3 protein-coding genes are annotated in these 1,739 nt (G+C 63.4%); all 3 read right to left on the bottom strand.

Features of this window, described 5'->3' with window-relative positions; all coding sequences use genetic code 11:
- Positions 1 to 181: 181 nt before the first annotated feature.
- Positions 182 to 727, bottom strand: a complete 546-nt coding sequence (locus AC097P_RS23580; RefSeq protein WP_479612866.1) for an NUDIX hydrolase — start codon at positions 725 to 727, stop codon at positions 182 to 184.
- 39 nt (positions 728 to 766) lie between these two features.
- Entirely contained in the window at positions 767 to 1,573 is an 807-nt protein-coding gene (locus AC097P_RS23585) for a thioesterase family protein (RefSeq protein WP_479612867.1), read from the bottom strand.
- A gap of 5 nt (positions 1,574 to 1,578) precedes the next feature.
- The coding region (locus AC097P_RS23590; protein WP_479612868.1) for a fumarylacetoacetate hydrolase family protein at positions 1,579 to 1,739 on the bottom strand (161 nt) is incomplete at its 5' end.

The raw sequence follows: 1,739 nt of genomic DNA on the forward strand, positions 1-1,739 counted from the left end.
GGGGGCAGGGCCAGCGAACCGGACACTACGCTGGCGGTGCGGGCGGCCTTGCGCGCAATGGCATGGGCCCGCTCGGCTGGGTGCGCGCGCACTGGTTCAGTGCTGCCGGGCACCTGCAAGACCAGTTGGAACATGGCTTCGGCCAACGGGTTGTCCTTGGGCGGGGGGGCAGAGGCCACGGCTACACAATGTCCATTTGGTGGAGGCCGTATTGGCCACGCCTGCGGTCTGCAAAGTAGTGCTCCAGGGTTTCCTTTACAGTACGAAATGCGATCTCGTCCCAGGGGATTTCGTCCTCGGCAAACAGGCGCGCTTCTATTGTTTCGGTGCCGGGGTTGAATACGTCGCTGAGCAGGCGGGCGCGGTAAAACAGGTGGACCTGGCCGACCCTGGATACGTTGAGCAGCGTAAACAGGCCCTCCATCTCGATCTGCGCACCGGCTTCTTCATCGGTCTCGCGCGCGGCGCCCTCGGCCGTGGTTTCGTTTAGCTCCATAAAGCCGGCTGGTAGTGTCCACTTGCCCCAGCGCGGCTCGATATTGCGTTTGCATAGCAACACTTTGTCACCCCAGTGGGGCACGGTGCCCACCACATTCAACGGGTTCTCGTAATGCACCGTACGGCAGGCCATACAAACGGCGCGCTCCTTGGTGTCGCCGTCGTCTGGCAAGCGGTAGACCACGGCGGTTCCGCACTGTTTGCAATGTTTGATGGGGCTGCGCAGCATGGGCGTAAGGTTTTTCTGTGGAGGGCTTTAAACGGGCTTCTATCGGACCTTGACGGCCAGGCTCTGGGTGGACCGACCGATCAAACCTTGGGCATCGTACAACGCGGACTCGGCCAGGCCACAGCCGTTGTTACCCAGCCAGGTGCGCGCCTCCAGGCAGATCCATTCGCCCTCGGGTGGGCGCAGCAGGTGGACGGTCAGATCGGAGTTGACAAAGCTGTAGCGTTCATAGTCGAGCACCGCGCTGATGCCGTTGCCTGAATCGGCCGCCACCGCCACACGCTGGTATGCGCTGGGTGCATGGCCGTCCAGCAGCGGGTGGCGCAGTCGAAACCAGATGGCGCAGGGCCCGTCGAAGATGGTGCCCTGGGCGGTGCGGGTTTCGACCAGGTCGGAATAACCCACGCGGCGGCCCGCAAACGGGAAGTTGGCGCCTGGTGATTCGTCTGGCGGTTTGGGTGCCATCGGCAGCGGGTGGCCGGGCAGGCCGTCAGGCAATTCAAACGCGTTTTCGCGCTGGGCCAGGGCGGTGAACATGCCCACCACTTTGCCATCGGCCAGCAGCTGGGCTGAAAAATGCCCGGCATTGCGCCCCACATAAATGGGTGTGACCTGCACCTGCAGTTCACCAATGGGCACCGGGCGTATCAGGTTGGCGGTGAGTCGGGCGATGTGGATCAGACCATGGGCCTGGGCCGCAGCCTCAAACGCACCGCAGACCAGTGCAATCGGCGGACCGGCGTGTTGGTGGTCGGGATGCCAGGGGCCGCGGGTCAGCTGGGTGGACTGGTAGCGGCCCTCGGTCTGCCGGGCATAGGCAAAAGCGGGCAGGGTGGTCGTGGACAAGTGGCTTACTCCAAGCGTACCGATAGGCCTTGCAGGCCATCGATACCACCCACCAATGTGTCGCCGCGCACCACGGCGCCCACACCTTCAGGGGTGCCGGTAAATATCAGGTCGCCAGGTTGCAGCGTCCAGGCAGCAGAGAGTTGTTCAATGGTCTCGGCAACGT

It is taken from the genome of Rhodoferax sp. ZS1R8, from assembly GCF_056521325.1.